Source organism: Tolypothrix sp. FACHB-123, assembly GCF_014697075.1.
Classification (GTDB): Bacteria; Cyanobacteriota; Cyanobacteriia; order Cyanobacteriales; family Nostocaceae; genus Aulosira.
Window position 1 is genome coordinate 113,918 of the sequence record NZ_JACJRE010000014.1, and the last position, 18,104, is coordinate 132,021.

General features: G+C 40.3%; 16 protein-coding genes and 1 pseudogene. 7 read left to right on the plus strand and 10 right to left on the minus strand.

All coding sequences use genetic code 11. From position 1 onward, the window contains the following. Positions 1-572 precede the first annotated feature (572 nt). Together H6G41_RS12110 and H6G41_RS12115 are read left to right on the plus strand one after the other, a co-directional pair. Entirely contained in the window at positions 573-908 is a 336-nt protein-coding gene (locus tag H6G41_RS12110; RefSeq protein ID WP_190746439.1) for a KGG domain-containing protein, read from the plus strand. Between the two features lie 293 nt (positions 909-1,201). Next, entirely contained in the window at positions 1,202-2,977 is a 1,776-nt protein-coding gene (locus tag H6G41_RS12115) for a serine/threonine-protein kinase (RefSeq protein ID WP_190746440.1), read from the plus strand. 10 nt (positions 2,978-2,987) lie between these two features. On the opposite strand, the gene H6G41_RS12120 is transcribed toward H6G41_RS12115, so the two are convergent. After that, on the minus strand, positions 2,988-3,287 hold the full coding sequence (locus H6G41_RS12120) for a 30S ribosomal protein PSRP-3 (RefSeq protein ID WP_045870192.1): 300 nt from the start codon (positions 3,285-3,287) through the stop codon (positions 2,988-2,990). Positions 3,288-3,424: 137 nt separating this feature from the next. On the opposite strand from H6G41_RS12120, the gene H6G41_RS12125 reads away from it, so the two are divergent. Both H6G41_RS12125 and H6G41_RS12130 read left to right on the plus strand, forming a co-directional pair. Continuing rightward, positions 3,425-3,628 carry a hypothetical protein gene (locus H6G41_RS12125; RefSeq protein WP_190746441.1) on the plus strand — a complete coding sequence of 68 codons (204 nt, stop codon included), beginning with the start codon at positions 3,425-3,427 and terminating at the stop codon, positions 3,626-3,628. Next, on the plus strand, positions 3,588-4,382 hold the full coding sequence (locus H6G41_RS12130; protein ID WP_190746464.1) for a TIGR01548 family HAD-type hydrolase: 795 nt from the start codon (positions 3,588-3,590) through the stop codon (positions 4,380-4,382). Before H6G41_RS12125 ends, H6G41_RS12130 begins: the two co-directional genes overlap by 41 nt. A gap of 303 nt (positions 4,383-4,685) precedes the next feature. On the opposite strand, the gene H6G41_RS12135 is transcribed toward H6G41_RS12130, so the two are convergent. The 4 genes from H6G41_RS12135 to H6G41_RS12150 form a co-directional block, all read right to left on the minus strand. Beyond that, positions 4,686-5,318, minus strand: a complete 633-nt coding sequence (locus tag H6G41_RS12135) for a HupE/UreJ family protein (protein WP_190746442.1) — start codon at positions 5,316-5,318, stop codon at positions 4,686-4,688. 249 nt (positions 5,319-5,567) lie between these two features. Next, complete coding sequence (locus H6G41_RS12140; protein WP_190746443.1) at positions 5,568-6,866, minus strand: sensor histidine kinase; 1,299 nt, start codon at positions 6,864-6,866, stop codon at positions 5,568-5,570. Between the two features lie 85 nt (positions 6,867-6,951). Then, the gene (locus tag H6G41_RS12145; protein WP_190746444.1) at positions 6,952-8,703 is read right to left on the minus strand and encodes an ABC transporter ATP-binding protein; all 1,752 of its coding nucleotides are present in this window, start codon (positions 8,701-8,703) and stop codon (positions 6,952-6,954) included. A gap of 548 nt (positions 8,704-9,251) precedes the next feature. Beyond that, positions 9,252-9,920, minus strand: coding sequence for a hypothetical protein (locus H6G41_RS12150; RefSeq protein WP_190746445.1), 669 nt, complete (start codon positions 9,918-9,920; stop codon positions 9,252-9,254). 309 nt (positions 9,921-10,229) lie between these two features. On the opposite strand from H6G41_RS12150, the gene galE reads away from it, so the two are divergent. Next, positions 10,230-11,228 (plus strand): UDP-glucose 4-epimerase GalE, encoded by a 999-nt coding sequence (gene galE / locus H6G41_RS12155; protein WP_190746446.1) that lies wholly within the window; start codon positions 10,230-10,232, stop codon positions 11,226-11,228. A gap of 137 nt (positions 11,229-11,365) precedes the next feature. Here the strand turns inward: galE and H6G41_RS12160 are convergent, their stop codons facing one another. Together H6G41_RS12160 and H6G41_RS12165 are read right to left on the minus strand one after the other, a co-directional pair. Further along, positions 11,366-11,977 carry a hypothetical protein gene (locus tag H6G41_RS12160; protein WP_199316135.1) on the minus strand — a complete coding sequence of 204 codons (612 nt, stop codon included), beginning with the start codon at positions 11,975-11,977 and terminating at the stop codon, positions 11,366-11,368. Further along, positions 11,952-13,202, minus strand: a pseudogene (locus tag H6G41_RS12165) (sulfite exporter TauE/SafE family protein). Before H6G41_RS12165 ends, H6G41_RS12160 begins: the two are co-directional and overlap by 26 nt. A gap of 167 nt (positions 13,203-13,369) precedes the next feature. Between H6G41_RS12165 and H6G41_RS12170 the strand changes: the two are divergent. Beyond that, complete coding sequence (locus tag H6G41_RS12170; RefSeq protein WP_190746448.1) at positions 13,370-14,431, plus strand: M28 family peptidase; 1,062 nt, start codon at positions 13,370-13,372, stop codon at positions 14,429-14,431. A 34-nt stretch (positions 14,432-14,465) separates the two neighbouring features. On the opposite strand, the gene H6G41_RS12175 is transcribed toward H6G41_RS12170, so the two are convergent. Continuing rightward, positions 14,466-15,047, minus strand: coding sequence for a hypothetical protein (locus H6G41_RS12175; RefSeq protein WP_190746449.1), 582 nt, complete (start codon positions 15,045-15,047; stop codon positions 14,466-14,468). A 108-nt stretch (positions 15,048-15,155) separates the two neighbouring features. Then, positions 15,156-15,596, minus strand: coding sequence for a hypothetical protein (locus tag H6G41_RS12180; protein WP_190746466.1), 441 nt, complete (start codon positions 15,594-15,596; stop codon positions 15,156-15,158). A gap of 345 nt (positions 15,597-15,941) precedes the next feature. Between H6G41_RS12180 and H6G41_RS12185 the strand changes: the two genes are divergently transcribed. After that, a complete protein-coding gene (locus H6G41_RS12185; RefSeq protein ID WP_190746450.1) occupies positions 15,942-17,597 on the plus strand; it encodes an alpha/beta hydrolase in 1,656 nt (551 codons plus the stop codon). A 63-nt stretch (positions 17,598-17,660) separates the two neighbouring features. Here the strand turns inward: H6G41_RS12185 and H6G41_RS12190 are convergent, their stop codons facing one another. Then, positions 17,661-18,086 carry a GNAT family N-acetyltransferase gene (locus H6G41_RS12190; RefSeq protein WP_190746451.1) on the minus strand — a complete coding sequence of 142 codons (426 nt, stop codon included), beginning with the start codon at positions 18,084-18,086 and terminating at the stop codon, positions 17,661-17,663. Positions 18,087-18,104 lie beyond the last annotated feature (18 nt).

Consider the following 18,104-nt stretch of genomic DNA (forward strand, 5'->3'; position numbering starts at 1 on the left):
TTCACCTATTGATGCAAAGGTGCAAAATGCCAGAACCGCAGAAAAAATTTTTAAACATCGATCCAGGCACACTAGTTCTGATTATCTCTATTCTCATCCTGTTACCTTTGCTAGTAGCTGGTTTTTTTTCACAGTAAATGCTGAATCACCGGGGATTGCGCAGCCGCACTCTTGACTAAATTTTAGTTGCAATTGTCAGTAGAGCGATCGCCCTGTGCAATCTATCTTTTTAATCTAAAAAATGATGAAATTATCAAAATTTTCTCGATTAATTGAGTAAGCAAGCTCTGCAATATTCTGATTGCTTACTAACTTAAAATAACTAAATAGCCATTTATAAATTTAATCTTCAGTTTTCAAAAACTCCTAGACAAAATAATCTCTTAATACGTCTGCTTATTAGCCTATATCTGTAGATGTGCATCAGACTTAAATGATTCTCCCTAAGGAGACATGAATATTACTGAGTTGGATAGCTAACTTAAAAAAAGATTATTTGACACAAGAAACCAATTAAGGTTTCAACTTGTTAAAAATTTTTCCAGCTTTAGTTAGCTACAAGGAGTTCTAAAATGTCAGACACAAGTAAGCGTGGCTTTGCTTCTATGGATGAAGATAAGCAGCGTGAAATCGCTAGTAAAGGTGGACATGCTGCTCATGAGAAAGGTACTGCTCACGAGTTTACATCTGAAGAAGCTCGCGAAGCTGGCCGCAAAGGTGGAGAAGCTGTAAGCCAAGATAGAGAACATATGGCTGAAATTGGTAGCAAAGGTGGTAAGAGTTCTCATAAAGGTAGCAAGAGCAAGCAAGAAAATGAGAGCGCTGATGATAATGAAGAAAAAGGCACTCGTGGTGGTACGCCAGAGCAACATTCTAAAGCAGGTAAACAAAGCCACAAGAATAAATAAGCTGGTTGCTTAATTTCTGTTAACCAGCTACCTCTCACCCAAAGCTTAAGTAATTAAAGGTTATAAAGCCTAATAACTACAACAGCAGGGTGCATTATCGCCAATTAAAAGTTTTGCTTTAGTCCTTGATTCATCCCATACTTTACCCAGAGTAAGGCATGGGGTGAATCAAATTTTTTGGATAAAAAATATTAATTATCTTTAATAATTACGGCCTTACAAATTAGAAATTATACAGCTATTTATAAATTTATGTTAGATCTAGTCTAACGGATTATTTTGGTAGTAAAAGATTGCTGATACAAGACCGTTATCGTTTAATTCAGTTAATTGGTAAAGGGGGATTCTGCAAAACCTACCTTGCTGTAGATGAGAATCAATTTCCTCCAGTTCCTTGTGTGGTACAACAATTATCACTGCGATATCAAACATCAGAAGCATTTATATACAAAGCACAACAGTTAAAAATACTAGATCAGCATCCACAAATTCCGTCTTTAATTGCATACTTTCAAGATGAGCAATCTTGCTATTTAGTACAAGAGTTTATTGCAGGTAGTAATTTAGAAATTCTTTTACAAGCAGAAGATGCTTTTAGTGAAAATCAAATTTGGCAACTTTTAACAGATATATTACCAGTTATCAAATTTATTCACGATCGCCAAATTATTCATTGCAATATTAAACCAGAAAATATAATTTTCACGGATTCAAAAAAATTTGTCTTAGTTGATTTTGCTGCTACCCAAATTTTTAGCGAAATTAACCAGTGGATGAGTAAAGACTGTATTGGTAGTCCTGAATATAGCGCACCAGAACAAACAAAGGGAAAGGCTGTTTTTGCTAGCGATTTATACAGCTTAGGTGTTACTTGTATTCACCTGATGACCCAGATTTCACCATTTGATTTATACGATATAGCTAATGATTGCTGGGTTTGGCAACAGTATCTTAGCACCACGGTAAGCGACCGCCTCACCAAAATCCTTACTAAACTGCTGCATAAGGCTAGTCGCGATCGCTTTCAATCTGCTGATGAAGTTATGCTAGCAATGGGAATTGATTCGTGTTCATCTCCATCTCTCAGCACTTCCCAACCTCCTCAGCCTCTCTGGAAGTGCATACATACGCTACAGGGAATTGGTAACGTAAATACTGAGATTCATTCCCTAGCTTTCAGTCCTGATGGCAAAATTCTAGCCAGTGGTGATGAGAAAATTATCAAATTATGGAATTTAAGCACCCAAAAGCTAATAAATACCTTGTCAGGACATTCTCAAGCTGTAAAATCAGTTAATTTCAGTCCAGATGGCAAAATATTGGCATCAGCTAGCGACGATCGCACAATTAAATTGTGGAATATTCATACATCTCAAGAAATTTGTACCTTAGTGGGACATTCACACGCCGTCAAATCGGTGGCTTTCAGTCCCAATGGACAAATTCTCGCTAGCGGTAGTTGGGATAAAACCATCAAACTCTGGGATGTAAATACTGGTAAAGAAATTTCTACTATTACCGGACATCAATTACAGGTAAATTCAGTCGCATTTAGTCCTCAAGGACAAATTTTAGCCAGTGCTAGTCTCGATCGCACAGTTCGTTTGTGGGAATTGCTTACAAATGATGTGCTTTTTGCATCTCACGAAATTACGAAAGAATTTAAAAACCGCCCAAATTGTACCTTATTAGGAATCCTTTCAGGTCATTCATGGGCGGTTTTAACAGTCGCATTTAGTCCCGATGGAAAAATTTTAGCGACGGGTAGCGACGATAACACAATTAAATTATGGCAGGTAAACACTGGTCAGGTAATTACCACACTGTTAGGCCATTCTTGGTCTGTTTTAGCAGTGGCTTTTACGATTGATGGCACAATGTTGATTAGTGCCAGTCGCGATCGCACTGTTAAACTTTGGCAAGTTAGCACAGCAAAAGAAATCGCTACTCTCTCAGGCCATGCAGACTCTGTATCTACCGTTGCTGTCAGTCAAGCTGCACAATTAATTGCTAGTGCTAGCAAGGACAAAACCATCAAATTGTGGCAACTTGCACAGCAGGAAAGCTAAAGGGGAAATATCAGGCGCTACCTGTGAAGGCAACTTCCGGAAATTTCAACTGTGCTTCTGCCATTGGGCGGTTTCTACCTTCCTCTTGCCAGTAGTTAATCACTTCTGTGGCTTTATTGAGTAACTCAACCCGATCTAAATCGCTAATCCAGTGTTTAGACTCTAATTCCTTCTTTAACTCTTCCCAAGCATCATTTCTGGGCCAGAAGAAGTATTTGGTTAAAGGACTAGTGCCTTTACCAACAACTTGATCGACTGCAAGAGCAACGTTCTCATCCAACCAAAGAATTTTCAAAATAAACTTGGTCAATCAAACCTCCGGAAATATCCAAGCATTACTTACTAACTTCGCGATCGCTTATTTTAACGCAATACCATGCCAGATGGGTAAATAGTTATTGGGCATGGGGCATAAGGCATGGGAATTACAAATATTATTTTAGTTATGTGAGACGGCTTGATTTTGAAGATTTAGAAATTTATCGGCTGGTAAAGAAGTGGGCGAATGGAGTTTGGCGAATTATCAAGCAATGGGATAATTTCTCTAAAAGACACATGGGCAAGCAATTGATTTCCAATGCCCAATGCCCTATGCCCTATGCCCCAAATTATGACAAACCCAAATTCACCAAAAGCGATCGCAGTGTTTGATATTGATGGCGTGATTCGTGATGTTAGCGGTTCCTATCGGCGAGCGATCGCAGATACTGTTGAATATTTTACCAATCAAGCTTATCGTCCGACACCAATTGATATTGACCAGTTAAAATCCGAAGGGGTTTGGAATAACGACTGGGAAGCATCTCAAGAATTAACTTATCGTTATTTTGAATCTCAAGGACAATCTCGCGCTCAAATACAACTTGACTACAATTCTATTGTGGTTTTCTTTCAATCTCGTTACCGAGGTACAGATCCCAATAATTTTACTGGTTATATTTGTGACGAACCTTTATTATTGCAACCAAGCTACTTAGAACAACTAACACAAGCTAATATTGCTTGGGGATTTTTTAGCGGTGCTACTCGTGGTTCTGCTAATTATATTTTAGAAAAACGCCTCGGTTTAAACTCTCCAGTGTTGATTGCGATGGAAGATGCGCCAGGTAAACCAGACCCTACAGGACTATTTGCGACTGTGGAAATATTAGAAAATGGCTCAGAAAACCTACCACCTGTATTTTATGTAGGGGATACTGTAGCTGACATGTATACAGTCGCCAAAGCAAGGGGTTTGCATCCACAGAGGAATTGGATTGGTATCGGCGTTTTACCACCTCATGTCCAAGAAACCCCAGCGCGTCGAGATGCTTATGTAGAAACATTACTTAAAGCTGGTGCGGCGGTAGTTTTCAGTAATGTACAAGAATTAATCCCAGAACAAATTGATGAGTTATTAAGCTAGCTTGAAAATAGCGTTGACTGTTGACTGTTGACTGTTGACTGGGAAAAGAAATTTTTATGTTTGGTTGTGAGATTTTCTCGTGATTGACTAACTTGAAAATCATGGCTAGAGAACTATTTTTTTGCCTGTGTGATGAATGGCACAAATTATCGAAAAGAAGGTGAAAGATTGGTAAGGGCACAATATTGTTGTGCCCTTAGAATAATATATGTGTCGCGAACATTATTTGAATTGATATGAGATTCATAGTGAGGATTTTAGTCCTCAAAATTAGTGAGAGGAGCGTTGTGTACACAGAAAAAATTAAATCAAATTAATTGCATTGCCAAAAAATACAATACCGATGGCACAAAAAGCTAAACCAGCAAAGGTAATTTTATTGGGCAAGATTGAGTAAATTTCTCTAGCACTCATCAGCACGGTACATTGAGTTAAGGCAAAAGCCATTACATAAATTACCAAGGGTATGATTCCTGTATCTACTACAGATTCCACCCCAGCATAGCCGTGTAAAAAACCTGCGATCGCTCCTAGCACTGCCAGTAAGATTGAGTTTGGTTTATTTACTATCATCAGCATGGCACTAAAAGCAATTGTGGAAATAGCAATGCCAATTTCTGCACCGCCTAAATTGAGATGAAATAAATGAATCACCATGCCAAAAGCTGCGGCTGCGCCAAAAGATGCGGGAATCAATGCGCCACGCACCATCCCTGCTGAAAGTAAGCCAATAGCTATAAGACTAACCAAACGATTTAAGTTAATGGCTGGATCTGCTATTCCCCAAAGCAAACCTTCCCAGGAATTAGAAATAGCAGGATGTCCGTGAAATCCGCTTAAGGAAGCCAATAAGCTAATGGTAGCCAGAGAAGCGATCGCCACAGTATGACGATGTTTTATATCGTTTCCTGATGTTGATAAGTCAATTGTTAGCATCGAGTTTATAGCAAATAAGTTTTTTTTGATAACTTATGCTACCCAACTAACTCAAAAAACTAACATAATCTTGACTATCAATAATAGAAAATACGTAAACTTACATAAGTAAGTCGGTGTGAAAAATTCAAAATATATTAAGCAATGTAAAAATTTGTCAGTTCATTTCGTAGTGAGGACTTTATTTCTGACTAAAAATCTTTCATTATTTCGGCGATTCTACTTAACATTGCTGCGATTACACAAGTTTTAACTGATAGTCGAGCTAGAGGGAGGTATTTTATCTGTTGATTTAATTTTTAATAATTCCGCAGATTTCATCCTCATAGGAATTTGAATTCTAATTTCTAAACCCTGAGGTAATACTGCAATACTATCTAACTGACCGCCATGTTGAGCGATAATTTGATCGCTAATAGACATACCTATATTTTTACCGCTAAATTTCTTAGTAAACAAAGATTCAAATATTTTTTCTGATGCTTCTTCTGGAATTTCATAACCATTATCAATAATCCGAATTAAAACTTGATTACTGTCTTCTAAAACCTCAGTATGAATCTGAAGTAAAGGCTGATTAACAGCACTTTTCAAACGTGTAATAGCATTATTAATAATAATCATAAATACTTGATTCAGTTGTCCGGGATAACATTCTACTTTAGGTAAACGACCATAATCTTTAATAACTTCAATATCTGCACGCTCTGCTTTACCTTTAAAGCGGTTTTGTAAAATTAAAAGCGTACTATCAATACCTTCATGAATATCAACTTCTTTAATATTGGCTTCATCTAGCCGTGAAAAATTTCGTAAACCTAAAATTAGCTTACGAATTCGCTCGGCTCCCATGTGGATGGAAGATAAAATTTTAGGTAAGTCTTCTTGAATAAAATCAAGATCGATTTTTTCAGAAAAAGCTTGAATTTCTCCTGGGGGATGGGGATAATTAGTTTGATAATGCGAAACTAAATCTAGCAAGTTATCGGCATATTCTTTAGCTACTGTAGTGTTACCATAAATAAAATTAATTGGGTTGTTAATTTCATAGACAATACCCCCAACTAATTGTCCTAAAGAAGATATTTTTTCTGTGTAAATTAGTTGAGCTTGAGTATTTGCTAGTTCTTGCAATGCAAGTTTCAGTTCGCTGTTAGCTTTTTCTAGTTGTGCTGGACTTGGTAAAGCCAGTGCTTGGGGAATTATTGGTAATAATACAAGGGCTGTATAAACAGAAATAAAAGCTGTAATTGCTTTAATTAAACCAGATAACCAGTAAGTAGGATGCCAAGGCGTCCATATTTCCATTAAGTGTGTTGTACCACAGGAAATAATAAAAGCTCCAAATAATAACATTATTGATTTAAAAGGCAAATCTTCGCGTTTGCGTACAAAATAAATCAGCGCAATGGGGATAGAAAAATAGGCTAAAGCGATTAAAGCATCTGAGAGGATATGTAGCGATACTAACTCTGGTTTCCAAAGGTAGCAGTGTCCGTGGGGAATAAACGCACCATCAACAAAGAAATCATGTAAAAAGTTCCACATAAATATCTACTAAGTATAATTTATCAATTTATTTGCTTGACAAATTATACTCGTAGTACAAAAAATTGTCTCTACTGCTTAAACCCTAACGGAGTAACTCTTCGATTTGATGTTGACTCCACAAATCTCTGTACAAACCACGTTGCTGAACGAGTTCTAGATGGTTTCCAGTCTGCACAATTTTACCTTTCTCCATGACAAAAATGCGGTCAGCAGCGGCAGCAGCAGAGAGTTGGTGGGTGATAAAAACAACTGTTTTTTTATCAGTACCAGTAGATAAATTTTTGAGAATTTGTGTAGCTGTTTGGTTATCTACACTAGAGAGAGCATCATCCAAAATTAACACAGGAGCATCCACCAACATTCCTCTAGCCAAAGCAGTACGCTGACGTTGTCCACCAGAAAGAGTAATTCCACGTTCGCCAACTATAGTTTCATATTGGTGCGTAAAATTGCTAATTTCCGCGTGAATTTGAGCCTGCTGGGCTACCATCTCTATATCCTGCTGTTCCCTAATGGGATCGCCGTAGCGGATATTATTTTTGATGGTGGTGCTGAAGAGAAAGCTATCTTGAGGAACATAAGCGATCGCACCGCGTAAATCTGCTAAAGCTATTTTTGTAATATCTATATCATCTAAAAATAGCTGTCCCGCTCCAATTTCTAATAACCGCGGTAGCGCATTAGCTAAAGTCGATTTTCCCGAACCAATAGCGCCGACAATGGCTACAGTTTCCCCAGGATTAATGGTAAAGTTGACACGATCTAAAGCTGTGTTCGCAGCAGCAGGGTAAGTGTAACTGAAATTTTTCGCTGTTAGCTTGCCTTTAACTTCACTTTTGGGTAAATGAATGACATCACTAGTGTCTTGAATTTTTGGTTCAACTGAGAGAATTGACTCTAAGCGATCGATACTTACCTCACCTCGTTGGTAAGCAGTGATGGTAAAGCCTAACAAAGCTGTGGGAAAAACCAGACGTTCTACATAAATCAGCAGTGCTAAGAAATCTCCAACCGCCAGAGTTCCCGCAGAAATTCTGGTTGCACCTAGCCAGATAATTATCAGAGAGCTGATATTAGCTAAACCACCAATTAAGGGAAATAATGTATTGCGGCTTTTTGCTAATTCCAAATTAGCAGTTAATAGCTCTTGATTTTTGAGAGCGAAGGCGCGACGCTCGTTTTCTTCTTGGGCGTAAATTTTAATTAAAGCAATACCGCTAATATCTTCTTGGATGAGTTCGCTAATCTCAGAAAGTTGCTCTTGAACTACTGTTTGTTGTTTGCGCAGGCGATCGCTAAATAGATGCACCAACAAAAACATCAAGGGATATACTGCCAGAGAAGCTAGAGTCAAATCGACACTAATTGTTAACATCACTGGCAGTGTTAACGTATAGGCAAAGAATGTATTGGCTAAACTCAGAACAGCAAAACCCAATAACCGTTTGATATTTTCAACATCGCTAGTAGCTCTACTAATTAGATCGCCAATGGTATGAGTAGCAAAGTAAGCAGGCTCTAGCTTGAGTAAATGTGCAAAAATTCTTTGTTTTAAGTCAAATTCTACCTCTCGTCCCACACCGAATAGCCAAATCCGCGAGGCCATCCGGATCAGCCACATGGCTGAACTGAGCAAGACAATAATGACTACATAATTTAAGACTTCATTCCAGCTAAAGGTTGTTGAAAGTTTGTCAACACAAGCGCGAATCAGCCAAGGAATATAAACACCTAATCCATTGACAGTTAACAAAGCCAGAATACCCAATACAGCTTCCCGCCAGTGGGGACGCAGGTAAGTACCCAGTTTAGCCAGTCGTCGAGATTGTACCATTCAAAAAAAGCAGGGGAGCAGAGAAAAGGGGACGCAAGGAATTGGCAAATGACAATTAACCCTTGCAAGTAAATTTACCGAACCTCCTTTTATTCTGGCAGAATTGACATCCTCAGCGACCAAAAGGCGCGGTGATTCCTAAATCTCACGATTTAGGTTTCTGTTTCATAGCAACTGCCTCCACCCACAAGGAGTTTTGGTCTTATGTTCGCTCCACAGACTATCCCCGCAAGCCCTGCGGTTCTCATGTATCGAAATCTCAAACAGAAATTTCTGGTATATTTTGATTCCAGGGTTGGACTGTCCATTACCCCATCCTCTTTTCCCGGTCTACCGATTTTTCTTCCCCGTTGCGAAGTATCGCCAACTTTGGTGTTAGGGTTTATGTCTCCATCGTCGCGGGTGGGTCATTGACCATCTCTATTTTACCATGATCTATGTAAAGCCGTCCTTGAAAGACGGGGTTTCTACCCATTTTTCTGATGATCGGGGAAAAAGGCCAGCCACCAAGACATAGTGCTTGGCCTTGTAATTTTTATTTTGAGACTTTATGATTGGCGACCACGCAAGAAGAAGTAAATTTGATTGAGATAACTTTCCCAAGCTTGGGTTGTGAGTTGCAGAGTTTCTGCACTAGGGACAAAATCTTCAAGTCGTAATCCTCTGGTTCTAATTTCCTGAGGATTCTGCAATAAGTAAGGCGGAACTTTTATACCCAGTGGATTCATCGCGATGACATCGGAGACATTAGCATTCGGTGTGGGAAGCGAAGCCACTAAAGTCTCGGATGTGGGAGCCAGTTGATAATTAGCAGCCAATCTGACATTCTCAACAGGGTAACTTGCTGTTGTGGCTATTGGCGATCGCACCAGAAAGTAAGCGATCGCAGGTGTACTAGCTAACAATAAAATTGTCAGTGCCCAACCTAGTAAGTATCCTCCTGGTTTATCTATTCCGCCCCCCTTGATTCTTTGGGCAGCAAAAATTAACATCAACACCGATGCTCCCAGTGGTTTGAGCGGAAATGATATTAACCTCCACAAAGAAGCCACAGCTGGTTCATTAGGGTTAATGAACGCCAGCGCTAGAACGATCAACATAATAACTATGACTAATCGTCCAACAAAACTCCCTGTTGGATAAAATCTTTGGAAAAAAGAGTATACAAGAGTGCCAATTAATAGCCACAGTAATACCCGGCTTAGCAGTAGAAACATAGTAGATTAACTCTCAAATTTTCCGATGCGGTGAACTATCGCTTTAGATCGGTTCCCCGGTATAAAGCAAAATGCGAATCCTGAAGGGTTAGCCTTGAGGTTTCGGGCAGCGGATATATTTTCTCGTCAAATTGTAATCGTACTGTTACCTGACTTAAAATACCTCATACCTCACAACCAAAGACTACCGTCGTAGTGATTTTAGTGCAATTTTCCGACACTGCGACTATTATTTAAAATTTTATAGATGAGTAATGTAGCACCAGTAAATTAAATTAATTGAGTAGTTATAACTCAACAGGAACAAATATGTCGTCTGCAAAACCGAAAATTTTGGTAACTGGAGGAGCTGGTTATATCGGCTCTCATACAGTCCTGGCCTTGAAGCGCGCGGGTTATGAGGTAGTGATCCTCGATAATTTGGTGTACGGGCATCGTGACTTAGTAGAGCAAGCTCTGCAAGTGGAACTGGTAGTAGGTGACACTGCCGATCGCCCCATGCTCGATCAATTATTTCAAACTCACAAGTTTGATGCGGTGATGCACTTCTCTGCCTACGCTTATGTAGGGGAATCAGTGACAGATCCGGCAAAATACTACCGCAACAATGTTGTGGGTACTCTGGTGCTGTTAGAAGCAATGCAGGCAGCATCTATTAAGAAATTTGTATTTTCTTCTACTTGTGCAACTTACGGTGTCCCGGATGTTGTACCCATTCCCGAAAATCATCCCCAAAATCCGATTAACCCTTACGGTGCTACTAAGTTAATGGTCGAGCGGATTCTCTCGGATTTCGATGTGGCCTATGGTTTAAAATCAGTGCGTTTTCGCTACTTCAACGCCGCCGGAGCCGATCCCACTGGCTTACTCGGTGAAGATCACAATCCAGAAACCCATTTAATCCCGTTGATATTGCTAACAGCGTTAGGTAAACGCGAATCTATTTCTATTTTCGGTACTGATTATCCAACACCTGATGGTACTTGTATTCGAGATTATATTCACGTTAGCGACTTAGCCGATGCGCATATTTCCGGATTAGAGTACTTATTAAAAGGCGGCAATAGCGAAGTTTTCAACCTTGGTAATGCTTTAGGTTTCTCCGTCAGAGAAGTCATAGCGGCTGCTGAGGCGGTAACAGGATTAAATATACCCATCACCGAATGCGATCGCCGTCCCGGAGATCCACCTTCCTTGATTGGTAGTGCTGAGAAAGCCAGAGAAATCCTCGGTTGGCAACCCAAATACCCAGGCATCAAAGAGATTGTCCAACACGCCTGGGATTGGCATCAGAAGAGGCATAAATAAGGGTATAGGGCATGGGGCATTGAAACAATTTTGGATTTTGGATTTTGGATTTTAGATTTAGATTTTAGAATCCAAAATCGCAAATCTAAAATCTAAAATTCTTTGTCCCCCCTGCTCCCTGCCCCCCTGCCTGCTCCCTACCCCTTCCGCCGTTGCATCACAGCTAACACAACCCCTAAGCTGGCAAAGATGCCGGCGGCGATCGCCCACAAGGGTAATGATGAAGATTGAGGCTGGGCTACATCTTGATCATTTTCTTTATTGACTTGTGGCGAGCTTCGTGATACATTGACCGCACTTGCAGCTACAGTTACATCAAACTTTAACTCAAAGGGTTGGAAATTCCCGCCAGCTATGGGTTTACCTTTCAGTACTAGCTGATAGGCTCCGGGTTTGGGAAATGTAATGTCTGCGCCTGGTGTCCCTTGATACTTTTCGGCGGTGATTGCTTGTAATGGGGGTTCTAACAGTGGTGGTTCTCCGGCTGTGTGGGGTTGGGCGTAAATTGCTAACTGACAATCACAATCTTTGAGGGCGATCGCTTTTCCACCTTTACGAGTTAGTGCAAACCAAGCTTGTGCAGGTTTACCAGCTTGCGGATTATCATTCGGTTCAATATGGAGAGTAGCACCAACATCTCCTGCTACTTTGATTGTATGGGCAGAAGCAGGATGAGGATTATTTACTGCTAGGAGTAATAAAAAAACTACAGGTATACCAAATTTAGCGCGACTTACTGGGCGGAACATAAAATTTAGCTATGGACAACCTTGACCAAACATAGCGCGATGCCTACGGCAAGGGCTTTGCCCTACGCACCAACAACACACAGAGGGTAAAAAAACCCAATATTGCGGTTGCTAATTTATTCCCCTCATTTAATTGTGCAGAACCCAGATAGTGGGAACCCATAACGATCGCATGAATTGCACCGCAGAGTAAAGCAGGTACGCTTAATAGATGAATCTGTCGCCAACGTTTACCCAAAGATTTTTGCCAGAAGTCAAAACTGGTCAAAGCGGCGGGAGTCATCAAGATTAATGCTACCGCACCTGCGCCCATACTCCATTGAAATTCTGGCCGCAGAAACCAAAAGGCAGCAAAATTCCATTTTAATGAATGTTCTATCATGTGGAGAGTGTGCGCTACAGATAAAACAAAAGCTCCCACACCCAAAGCTCGACGATAACGCAAAGGTGAAGCCCAAATTCCACTAATCGGGCGAGCTATCAGCGCTAAAATTAAGCAGAATAAGGCGGCGTGTCCGGTGTAATCGACCATTATGTCGCCGGTTCGCAGTAAAGTAATAGCACCAATAGCGAGAGTTACCCAACCACCCAAGCGGAACAACTGACTGCGCTTATCTTGACTGACTAGGGAAGCAGAAACACCCACACCTAACATGGTTGGTAGAGTTCCCAGTCCAAAAGCGAGCATAGTTGCTGCACCTATCCATAAATTACCAGTTTCAGCGGCTTTAATCTGGGCAGCATACAAGAATCCACAAGGCATTAAACCCCAAGTCATTCCTAATAGTGCAGGTGTCCACCATCTGCTTTGTAAGGAAATATTGACCATTTCTTTACTCAGAAGGTTGTGTAATTTTCCTTGTAATAAAGGGTGTAAAACAGGGATTTTGGGGAGTAAATCGGGTTTTATTTGTCCTAAACCAAACCAAATCAATAATAAACCTGTGAGAATGGCAATCCAACGCCGTAAATCGCTACCAATACCTGCTAACTGTCCCCCTTCGATCAAGACTGAACCTAATGCGCCAATCCCCGCACCGACTAGGGTATAGCTCAACATCCGCCCTAAGTTCAGTAAGATGTGAAATTTTAATTGCTGTCGCCAATCACGGGTTTTTTCTTGGTGCGGTAAGGAAAACGCCATTGTTAAAGGGCCACACATGCCAAAACAATGCCCAAAACTACCCAAAAACCCCAGGATTGTGATGAGTAATAAATCAATCATAGATAAATTCCTGAGTCATTGGTGCTGAGTTTTGGATTAAAAAAGGTAAAAATAACTTGCTTTTATAGTGCGGAACTTTACGGGAAATTAGTCACTCTGTCAAAAGACTAGCTGTCAAACTTACTGTTTGCGCTATTTTTAAGTCTGAGACGCACAGGAGCGATCGCATGAAAAAATGGATATGGCTAGCGCTGTTACTCCTAGTGGTAGTTGTGGTTGTTGGGACTAGAGGTACTGCGAATAATCAGTTATTAAAACAGCCTCCTTCACCGATAATTGCACAGAGTAGCCCTAATCAAAATACCCCATCCGAGTTACCTGTACCAATAGCTAGGGATTTGCAGGTGTCGGCGGCTCAGCTATTTACCCATATTCAAAAGCTTAATTATCAGCGCTATACCAACGATGAGCGATCGCGTACTCGCACTTATATTACAACTGAACTCCAAAAATTCGGCTGGAAACCTCAATTACAAAAGTTTCCTAACGGTGTAAATATCTTTGCTGAACGCCAGGGAACTAACAAACAAGCTGGTGCAATTTTAGTAGGTGCACATTATGATACCGTGGCTGGTTCTCCTGGGGCTGATGATAACGCCAGTGGATTGGCTGTGATGCTGGAAGTTGCTAGAGTTCTTGGTTCTCGTCCTACTCCTAAAACATTACAGCTAGCATTTTTTGATTTAGAAGAAGCCGGACTTTTAGGAAGTAAAGCTTTTGTCAGCCAAAAAGCCAGGTTAAAAAATCTTCAAGGTGCGATTGTCATGGATATGGTAGGTTACGCCTGTTACACAGTTGGTTGTCAGCAGTATCCTACAGGATTACCAGTTAAACCACCAAGCGATAAAGGTGACTTTTTAGTAGTAGTTGGCGATACAGAACATTTACCTTTGCTGAATGCTTTTCAAAATTCCCAGTCTAATCCAGCGACAGCTTTAAATAAAGATGATGCTAATTTTCCATCAGTTTTAACATTACCTATTCCTTTAAAAGGGTTATTAGCACCAGACACCCTACGCAGCGATCATGCACCATTTTGGTATCAAGATATAGGTGCTGTACTAGTAACAGATACGGCTAATTTGCGTAATGTTAACTATCATCAACCTAGCGATGTAGCAGAAAACATTGACCGTGATTTTTTTCTAGGTTCAGCCCAAATCGTGCTGAATATTACTAATGTATTGTTAGAAAATCAGGCGAATTTAACAACTCAACAAGGAGGTTAATCTACTAACAACCTCTCAGTAAGAACTGTTGTTGTCAACCCTGAATCAACTTCCGGGTTCCCATTTCCGTGTTTCGCGTACCCTGAATCAACTTCCGGGTTCCTTGAATCAACTTCCGGGTTCCCATTTCCGTGTTTCGCGTACCTTGAATCAACTTCCGGGTTCCCATTTCCGTGTTTCGCGTACCTTGAATCAACTTCAGGGTTCCTATTTCCGTGTTTCGCGTACCTTGAATCAACTTCAGGGTTCCTATTTCCGTGTTTCGCGTACCTTGAATCAACTTCAGGGTTCCTATTTCCGTGTTTCGCGTACCTTGAATCAACTTCAGGGTTCCTATTTCCGTGTTTCGCGTACCTTGAATCAACTTCAGGGTTCCTATTTCCGTGTTTCGCGTACCTTGAATTAACTTCCGGGTTCCTATTTCCGTGTTTCGCGTACCTTGAATCAACTTCAGGGTTCCTATTTCCGTGTTTCGCGTACCTTGAAGCAACTTCAGGGTTCCTATTTCCGTGTTTCGCGTACCTTGAATCAACTTCAGGGTTCCCATTTCCGTGTTTCGCGTACCTTGAAGCAACTTCAGGGTTCCTATTTCCGTGTTTTGCGTACCTTGAAGCAACTTTCGTCTTGTTTTCGGGTTCCTTGACCGAAAATTAAAAAGATACAAGCTCCAAACTTCGTTATGGGGATGATTAATTTTGAATATTGATTTTAAACCCTAAAGTAATTACTTATCTTGATGTTGAGGATAAGTCAGAGTCCAGTTTTGTTTATCGTTAATTTGCCAATATAAACCTTGAAGCATGAGCCGCAGTGCAGTCCGAGTCCTCATGTAGTCTCTGACTAAATGTGTACCAGGTTCGGCAGAAATATCATCATATTTTTGGCGATAACCAAAAGGTTTGGAACATTCATGACCAAATCCTTTTACAGTTAATACAAAAAATGGCGCTTGTTTATATTTATCGGGAACCATGAATATACCATATACATTATGTTCACCAAGCCAAGGTTGAACAACAACTTTGGTAGCTTGTACCTGAAATTTTTGAATATCTGATGCGAGGAAAGCTTCTGAATTACACTGAGAATCATTTACAGGCCACAACAGAGTTACAGTACTTAGTGAGAAAATGAAGACTAAGACATAGATGAGTTGACGGTGCATAAAGTCAACCATGAATATTTATGAAATGTGTCAGTAGATGAAACTGGTAATAGGGAAATAATCAGTAATTTGAGCCACAATTCATTAGGTCAAGGCTCTCATCACAATCACTTTTGAAGCAAATTTATATTATTAAAATAAGTGATAATCAACTAATTTTTTGTGGCATTCAACACTGATTAGTCAATAGTCAGAGATGCGATAACCCTTGTCTGTACAATTGTCATTTGTCCCTCTTCCCTACCCCCTAGCCCCTAACCCCCGTCTGCTGCTAAAATTTTTTACAATATGGGTAGCAAAATAGACAAATTTCAGTTATATTCCCCTAAGCGTGGGAAAATAACGATGTTTAAGGGAAGAATCAGGGGAAGTATCCAAAATATTACAGGTTGGTTTTGGGCATTGGCGATCGCTCAAATTTTGGGGACAAATACCTCTGCTACAGCAGCTGATACAGTTGTGGTGCGATTTGGTCTGTTTGCAGAATCGATTGCAGTTGCAGATCTGCAAAAGGCTGCGGAAACTGGAAAATTTCCCAGGGATTTGGAATCTTTTACCAACAGGCTATCAGAACAAGACCGTAACTTAATCTTAGGAGCGCTCAGAACTAAGCTACCGCTGAATGTGGTGACTATTAGTCGATTGCTGAATACCCAGATAGGGACAACTATTCTCAACGATCTGGCGACGGCTTTAGTGAGAAAAGACCAAGCCGGCGCACAAGCACTCAGAGCCGGATTTGTCTTAGGCTCTACTGCACCTCAAGGTCTTTCTATACTTTCGTTTATTAAAGCCTATCCTAGCCAACGCCTAGAAATTAATTTACCCCAAGCATTTGCAGTTGCCAGTAATTTGAACTCTGGCTTTTGGGTGACGCAACAGTTTATGCTGGCGATCGCTCCTCAATTTAACCCCACTACATCGCGATTAGCTTTTCCCTTTGATCCCGGTTTACGCGGTAACGAACAATTCCAGATTCTGGGTTTACAGTTAAATGACCAAAAACGTAACCGCAAAATCCCCGCCGATATTTATTGGTCAAATGCTTCCACTGCGGAAAAACCTGTGATCGTCTTTAGTCACGGTTTTGGTTCGGTGCGTACAGATATGCGCTACCTCGCAGAACATTTAGCCTCTCACGGTTATATAGTTGTGGCATTAGAACATCCTGGGAGTAATGCTACATATACAAATTTAGCAATTAAGAATAATACTAGGCTGATCCAACCTCAAGAGTTTTTAGAACGTCCTAAAGATATTAGTTTTATCCTCGATGAACTAGAAAAACTCAACCAAAAACCCAATCAGCCATTACAAGGAAAGATTGCAGCTGATAATGCAATGGTAATCGGTTATTCTTTTGGTGGCGGTACTGCTTTATCTATTGCTGGCGCTGAATTGCAACTAGAAAATCTCAAGCAACGTTGCAAAAAGAATGTTACTGGCTTGAGTTTTGGGGAAACATTACAATGTGTGGCGCAAGAATTACCAGCCAATAGATATCAATTAGGAGATACCAGAATTAAAAGAGCGATCGCACTCAGTCCAACGACATCTTTAATGTTTGGTAAAAATGGTCTGAGTAAGTTGCAAATACCCACTTTAATTTGGGCTGCTTCCGCAGATAAAACTGTTCCCGCTTTACCAGAACAGTTTATTGGATTTAAAGAAATGCCATCCCCTAAATGGTTAGTGGGTGTCCTTGGCGGTACGCATTTAAGTGTTAAAGACCCCAGTACAACATTAGATCAAGAGCAAAGACTTAATACTCCTTTATCTGGTGGGGAAGTAGTAGGCGAGCAAGCTGCTGATATTCGTAAATACTTGCAAGCGATCGCTTTATCTTTCGCCGCACAACTAACTCCTGAAGCTGAAAAATACGCAGTTTTTCTCACACCAGATTATGCGCAGTTTGCTTCAACTCAAGCTTTTCCCATTCGTTTAGTTACACAAATTCCGCCACAAGCAATGTTTGTGCTTAGACAATTTATAAGTAAATAAAAGTTAATCAATGGTTAAATAAATATCAATTTTAGCCACATCACAACTGTTAGCTACAAACAGCTAAACTTCTTTCTTTAAAAAATATCTTTGATGTCCTGGTGGGAAATTATCGAGAACGCCAAATATTTGATAACCCAAGCGTTGGTAAAAACCCAAAGATTGAAAACTAAATGTATCTAGATAAGCGTAACTACAACCGCGTTGTTTAGCTGCAACTTCAGCTTGAACTATAAGTTTTTTTCCATAACCTTGACCCCGCAATGCTTCTGCAACCCACAGGTGAGAAATAAATAGCCATCCCCACTGAGTTTTACCAACCAAACCCCCGACAATTTCCTGGTTTGAATCTCGGATGAAAACGGCTAGAGGTTGGTATACATCTTTTTCTATTTGCAGAGCATTATTGTATTCAACAAGTTGATTGATAACAGTACGAATATCCTCTGGCTGGGGATCGTCATCAACTGTAAATTTTAAGTCTGTCATATTTAGTTCCCTGAACCA

What these genes read in the sequence shown, in the direction of transcription:
- H6G41_RS12190 (WP_190746451.1), bottom strand. Translation starts at nt 18,086, where the DNA reads ATGACAGACTTAAAATTTACAGTTGATGACGATCCCCAGCCAGAGGAT.
- H6G41_RS12160 (WP_199316135.1), bottom strand. Translation starts at nt 11,977, where the DNA reads ATGTTCCGCCCAGTAAGTCGCGCTAAATTTGGTATACCTGTAGTTTTT.
- H6G41_RS12180 (WP_190746466.1), bottom strand. Translation starts at nt 15,596, where the DNA reads ATGCACCGTCAACTCATCTATGTCTTAGTCTTCATTTTCTCACTAAGT.
- galE (WP_190746446.1), top strand. Translation starts at nt 10,230, where the DNA reads ATGTCGTCTGCAAAACCGAAAATTTTGGTAACTGGAGGAGCTGGTTAT.
- H6G41_RS12145 (WP_190746444.1), bottom strand. Translation starts at nt 8,703, where the DNA reads ATGGTACAATCTCGACGACTGGCTAAACTGGGTACTTACCTGCGTCCC.
- H6G41_RS12185 (WP_190746450.1), top strand. Translation starts at nt 15,942, where the DNA reads ATGTTTAAGGGAAGAATCAGGGGAAGTATCCAAAATATTACAGGTTGG.
- H6G41_RS12170 (WP_190746448.1), top strand. Translation starts at nt 13,370, where the DNA reads ATGAAAAAATGGATATGGCTAGCGCTGTTACTCCTAGTGGTAGTTGTG.
- H6G41_RS12130 (WP_190746464.1), top strand. Translation starts at nt 3,588, where the DNA reads ATGACAAACCCAAATTCACCAAAAGCGATCGCAGTGTTTGATATTGAT.
- H6G41_RS12140 (WP_190746443.1), bottom strand. Translation starts at nt 6,866, where the DNA reads ATGTGGAACTTTTTACATGATTTCTTTGTTGATGGTGCGTTTATTCCC.
- H6G41_RS12150 (WP_190746445.1), bottom strand. Translation starts at nt 9,920, where the DNA reads ATGTTTCTACTGCTAAGCCGGGTATTACTGTGGCTATTAATTGGCACT.
- H6G41_RS12135 (WP_190746442.1), bottom strand. Translation starts at nt 5,318, where the DNA reads ATGCTAACAATTGACTTATCAACATCAGGAAACGATATAAAACATCGT.
- H6G41_RS12110 (WP_190746439.1), top strand. Translation starts at nt 573, where the DNA reads ATGTCAGACACAAGTAAGCGTGGCTTTGCTTCTATGGATGAAGATAAG.